The sequence below is a fragment of the Microcoleus sp. BM001215392 genome, assembly GCF_036700185.1.
Taxonomy (GTDB): Bacteria; Cyanobacteriota; Cyanobacteriia; order Cyanobacteriales; family Microcoleaceae; genus Microcoleus.
In genome coordinates, this window is record NZ_JAUBOJ010000038.1 from 25,170 (window position 1) to 31,105 (window position 5,936).

Annotated in this window: 4 protein-coding genes; 1 reads left to right on the forward strand and 3 read right to left on the reverse strand. The window is 45.0% G+C overall.

The genetic code is table 11. The annotated features are described in order from the left end of the window. Positions 1–155: 155 nt before the first annotated feature. The 3 genes from QT974_RS07080 to QT974_RS07090 form a co-directional block, all read right to left on the reverse strand. Positions 156–2,867: a hypothetical protein gene (locus QT974_RS07080; RefSeq protein WP_333467812.1), complete on the reverse strand. Its 2,712-nt coding sequence runs from the start codon at positions 2,865–2,867 to the stop codon at positions 156–158. Beyond that, complete coding sequence (locus QT974_RS07085; protein WP_333467813.1) at positions 2,860–3,186, reverse strand: hypothetical protein; 327 nt, start codon at positions 3,184–3,186, stop codon at positions 2,860–2,862. The genes QT974_RS07080 and QT974_RS07085 overlap by 8 nt, the downstream gene beginning before the upstream one ends. Before the next feature lie 361 nt (positions 3,187–3,547). After that, positions 3,548–4,147, reverse strand: a complete 600-nt coding sequence (locus QT974_RS07090) for a hypothetical protein (protein WP_333467814.1) — start codon at positions 4,145–4,147, stop codon at positions 3,548–3,550. A gap of 169 nt (positions 4,148–4,316) precedes the next feature. Between QT974_RS07090 and QT974_RS07095 the strand changes: the two genes are divergently transcribed. Continuing rightward, the gene (locus QT974_RS07095; RefSeq protein WP_333467815.1) at positions 4,317–5,531 is read left to right on the forward strand and encodes a hypothetical protein; all 1,215 of its coding nucleotides are present in this window, start codon (positions 4,317–4,319) and stop codon (positions 5,529–5,531) included. Positions 5,532–5,936 lie beyond the last annotated feature (405 nt).

A 5,936-nucleotide genomic window follows, 5' to 3' on the forward strand; every position in this document is an offset into this window, starting at 1 on the left:
TGTTGGCTGTTGGCTGTTGGTTGTTGGTTGTTGGCTGTTGGCTGTTGGCTGTTGGTTGTTGACTGTTCGTTGTTGGGTTTTGAGTTTTGGGTTTTGACTGTTGGTGGTTGGGTTTTGGCTGTTATATTTTGGGTTTTGACAAATCTCAAATAACATTAATTAGCAGCAAGCATTCGCGCCAGTTCTGTAATTGCCCGTATTTTGTCTGGCTGTCGGGTAAATGCGTCTTGCCGTGCCTTCTGTTCGTCGGGATTATTCGCCGTAATCGCCAGCAGCGGTAAGCTTGGGTAAAATCTGGCAAACGTAAAGGTGCCGCCATCATCAATCAGCCACTGCGAATACATCCCCGTTTTTTTAGGAAAGAAACTCTCTGCTGCATTCCGACCAATTACTTCTCTGGGGTATTTCAAAATAGTCGCAAAACTATCAACGGCTGCGGGTTGAATTCTACCGACTAATCTGGTGCTGAGATTTTGAAATATCTTCGCTCCCGCAGGAGATTTAGCAATAGTATCGGGGTCTTGTGCTGATAAAATGACGCGAATTCCTGATTTTGCTCCGTTGGCACAAAGCCTGCCAATTAGATTAGAAATCGCGTCAAATTCAAAGAGTACGGGAGCTTCATCAATAAAAAAGATAGAAGCCGCAGAGGCTAAAGCGCGGCGCAGGGCGGCAGAATAAGCCGAAAGCGCCATCTGCGCCGCGTCTTCATCGTTGGAAAGTCCCCGCAGTGCGAATACCAGCAGTTGAGCGTCATTCTTGAACGTAGACGGGGCTGCTAGCGCTTTACCCACGCGAGATTCCACCCAAAACCGCAGGCGAAGTTTGATGCGCTCGATCGCCCCTTTGGAATCCCCAGCGATAGAATCCATACGGAGGCGTTCGTGGGAACAATATCCGATAAAATCAGCGAGAGTCGGCATTGCTTGCCAATCCTGCGTACCCAAACCGGCTTTGTAAGCAGCAGCATAGCGATCGCGAATCAAAACATCAGCAAAAAAAGCTTTGAGGGCCAGTCCCAAGATCGATCGCACCATGTCGGAAAATGCAGCATCTGTCGATTCTCCTCGCCTACTCCCGACTACCATCGACAACAGTGCCGACAGCAAAAAGTCAATGTAGTCGTCCATCCTTTCTTTTTGCAGGCTTGAGGGCAGCCCTTTCAGGTTGGGGATTTCAAAGATATTATTCGCTTCCGTCGTGATGTCAAAATAAGCAGCTTCATGCTTCAAAAACTTCGCGTAATCGCTGAAGGTGCTAGTACCGTCGGGTTTGGGATAATCCAAAATCACTACAGGCAAACCGGCTGCAAGGCCGTAGGTAACGACGTTCCCAGCTAGCAAGGATTTGCCGGATCTCGTAGCGCCAAACAATCCCAAATTTTTGTGTTGGTAGTACAAATCGACGCGAACCGGCGTACCCCCGTCATCGGAAATCAATTCAAAGCCCTTAGCATCCCCCGGCTTGGTACGCACCAAAGGCAACAGCCCCGGCGCTTCTCCCGACAAATACAGCTTCCTGCGATTGAACGGAACTGCCATCAAGTTGTCCCAGGTTACGGGCAAACATTGAAGCCATATTTTCCAGGGATATTCGCCTTCTCGCGCTACCCACGCTGGGGAGACGAACAGGGACTGAAAAAAACGGCAGGCATCATCAAGTTTAGATGTAGTGCTGCGGTGCAGTAAAAATGCTACTCCTATATACAGCGGCACGTCACCTTCATAAATCGATTCTTGCGCCGCCACCGAACGCTTTAAATTAATAGCAGCCATTACGTCTACAGAATGGTGGTCTGTTGATATTTCGGCGGCGGTAATAGCTTGCTTTGCCACTCGCTGCATTTGGGTTTTTACTATGTCTTGATTTGCCCGCGCCACCTCACAAACAATTTCCGTATCCGCAATTGCCTCTCTCGAAATTACTTGCCATAAATAAAGCATTTGTTTGTACTTGTCGCCCCAGCCTCCCGGTTTTTCCAAAAAAGTTAAAACTCCTACATACTTACCCTTTACATGAACCCACTTCCGATCTGCTACTGGAATGCTGAAATCCGATTCCATAAGAACTGTTACCGGATTCCACTCGCTGCTGACTTCCTCTCTCAGACCGGATTCGTCGAGTACCAAAAGCTGCGGAATTACTCTAACCTGGGTTTCATTAAAATATTCCCAAAGCTGCTGCCACATTTCAGTAGCCGTCATGGCCCTGACGGTCAATCCCATTTTGTTTGAGAGCAATGCTTCCCATATTTGAAAGCCGTCAGTGTAAGCCGAATTCAGAATTCCGTCCACTTGATTAAATCTAGCTTCGTCGTATTCACCCACAAATCTTTTCCACCCTTTTTCAAGGCGAACTAGCACTTTTTCTATGGCGTCCGATGCGCCAGCACTGCCGGGGTCTACCGTATAAGTACAGTAGAGGCGCAAATATTTGGGTTTGCGAATTCCTAAATTTCTCAACTCGCGGACTCTTGACCTTTCAGCCATGATTAAATAGCGAAGTTCGGTAGATTTCACCTGTCGGTACAGATCCGAAAGTTCTTCTTGCCGTTCGCTGTCTACAGAGAAAGAACCCAAATGAATTGTCAGGGATTCACCGGGAAGTATATCTTTTAAACCACCTTCAACGGCAGCAAATATCGAATCGATCTCCTCATCCCTCAAGGTGTTGTGAATTCCGATGCAATCAAACGCAAACTTGATTTTAAAATTATCCGCTCCTTTTCGCAGCAAATACGCGCCAACCGAACGACCTGCAAACTGCATGGAAATCATGCTGGCTAGTTGCATTTCATCTTCCAAAGGAGTATATCTGGTAGATTTTACTCCGATTTTTAACTCTCGTTTTCCTACCTTTTTAATCACGATTTTTTTTACCCATATCCTTCACAAATTTTTCGTATCTTGCAAATCCTACTCCCCACTTAGGAGTTGGCAAAAACATAGACAGCCACCTGTAGGCTCCGCGAGCTGTCATTACCCACCAAGTGCTGCAACCCCATGCAATCGCGCTCCCAGTCCACACCCAGTCGAGTCCAAATATGCCGTGAAATATGTAGTAAAAACACAAGAAAATAACTACCCAAGGAATTAATTGATCTGCTGGTAGTGGCCCGATGTTCGGCTGTTTACCCAAACTGGGATTGACTCGCCGAAAAGCATAATCTCTCTGATTAGAAGCCATATTTGCAATCCTCCTTCAAATCCCCATTTAAATTCCAATATTTAACAATTTAGAATTCAGGAGCCAGGAGTGAGAAGTCAGGAGGCAAGAGTCAGGGTGCATCTCATTTTTGCGATTATCTTCGTAGGACCAAGCATTGCGACAGTAAATCTCTGGTTCTCACTAATAAATTGTATGCGGTCAGGTGCTTCACCCTTGCCAAATAGAGATGCACCCAGAAGTCAGGAGGCAGGAGTCAGACTTATGAATTGAATCCTATACAACTGGTAAACGAACAAGAAAGAATTCAGGAGTCAGGATTCAGATACTGTCAACTCTCAACTCTCACCTCTTAACTGTTTAACGATTCTCGTCCGTTTTACTAAGGCCCACCGGCTCCTCCTCCAGTTCCAGAACCCAAAATTAAAGTGCTGACTATATCAGCTATGGTAATCGAAACCACAATGATTAATGGCGTTCTAGCCAGCGTTTGCCAATCCTGATCTTGCTGGGCTGCCTTGATGCACTTGACCAATTCCACACCCAAATACAAGATATAAATTGCCCGCAAAACGTTAAAAACTAGCGCAATTACATCGCCTCCACCTCCGGCTCCTCCGGCTCCTCCTCCTCCTCCAATTGCTTTACCGAAATTCGTTTTCATCCAGGTTTCCGCGTTCTTGAAAAATTGAGCGTTGGCACTATCGCTCATAATTACTATCCAAAAAAATGCCAGCGCTGACAAAAATAATAGCGAAGCCGGCCCGTACTTGATTAATGCTTTGTGCCAAGGTTTCAGCATCTGCTGCCTCGGAGCAATCCAATTTGTACCTAAAAACAAACAAGAGGCGAAGCCAACACCGGCGAAACCGAACCAACCGGAAATGGAGGCATCCCACGCTAATACAGCAGCTCCAGAGTAAAGCAACAAATTTGGAGATACTGATAAATTATTTTCGGCTATCCGTCTTTTTAAAAGCACAATTTGTTTCCTCCCAACCATTAATTATGAATTAAAACTAAGATAACTGATGCAGTAAGCTACCACAATCAGACTTAGGTAATAGGAAAAATTCTAATTTATTGCATAAAACTAAGAACAATAGATACTAATTCCCACCAAAACTTATCAACACGAGGTCAAAAATAACGTGTTTAAAAATAAACATTACCCGATTGTCCTAATCCCCGATAACATCTGTGCGGTAATAAAAGCTAGAAATGCCGTCGAAAAAACGATATCGAACGACTACTTAGAGGGCGCACATACAAAAGTAAATTTGCAGTTGCCACAAGCAGACACCACCAAAGATCGCAAATCTCACACCGAAACGCCTGTAATAGAAAAAATCTCGCTCCAGATGCCTGTCGTCTTCTTATACCTTGCGTGTTTGACTGCAATGCTGGCTACACTGCAATTTGCAGCCGCCGCACTGTTAACTGCTGCTTTTTGCTTTTACTGCTGCTATCGATCGTGCGATCGGACTGAAACACCGCAAGCCGATCGCACTCAAACTCAAACACCGCAAGCCGATCGCACCGCAGCACTGCAAGCAAATCGCACTCAAACTCAAACACCGCAAGCCGATCGCACCGCAGCACTGCAAGCCGATCGCACTCAAACTCAAACACCGCAAGCCGATCGGGAAAACGCAACCATCAATACTCACTCCAACAAAACTGTTGATTCCTTAGGGCCGATCGATCCGAATATCATACTGCACCTTAAAAATATAAAAATACAGACGGCATTTGAACTCAAACAGATATCGGCAGACGCCATCAAGCCCCTGCTGGAGAAAGCTACAGCACAAGAAGGAGCAACCGAATCTTTTTTTCTATCCCATCTCAGAGAGTTCCTTCCCAGCCTCTACACGGTGCAGGGGGTTCCTTTCGCCATACCTGGAAGCAAGCTAAGGTATTCTTGCGATTTTATAGCCGTACACCCCGAAACTGGAATTGCAGCAGACATTGAAATTGACGAACCTTATGTGGGAACAAACAATCGCTACGGGAAGCCGCATCATTGCTTTGACTGCAACCGCGACAACAACCGCAATCAATTTTTCGTACAGGGAAATTGGATAGTAATTCGATTCGCGGAAGAACAAATTGCACTCCAACCAGCAGCCTGCTGCAAACTGATCGCCCGCATATTTGCCGAAGTCATTGGCGATCCAAAAATCGCCGAACCCCTGAAAACTTTTCCTAATTTATTGCCAGTTAAACAGTGGAACACTAAAACAGCCACAGCAATGGCAATGCGCAATTACCGACAAACCTACTTATCAAAAGCAGGAATAAATCTCACCAATTCTTTCACAGGATTCGATCGAAAAAAACACAAAAAACGCCACCATCGTTAAAAACACGGCATCGCCGTGGTTTTAGATCAAAAAAAGCGATCGACTAATAATTATTAGTTTAAAAATGCAGGGACACCTGCAATAAATCTGCTGAAACGGAGTATACATTAATTGCATTGTTCCGAAAGATTACGTATACCGACGTAGCTACTTTACCAAAGCTTCACAAATTCTATAGCGGTTTTCAGGTTTCTGGAAGTACGCTAAAACCCTGTATTCTCAAGCTTTTCAGGTAAAGATTCGTGCCTCACCTTTTCGAGAAAACCTATATTTGTTAGTAAAAATAAATCATTTTAACCTTCACAAACTAATTTATAGTTTTGTAACAACCTATATTTGTTAGTTGTCAAAAACAATACTTCGGACAGTTTTTAAGCAGCGAGAGTACCATAGGATAGGACTGAC

What these genes read in the sequence shown, in the direction of transcription:
- QT974_RS07085 (WP_333467813.1), bottom strand. Translation starts at nt 3,186, where the DNA reads ATGGCTTCTAATCAGAGAGATTATGCTTTTCGGCGAGTCAATCCCAGT.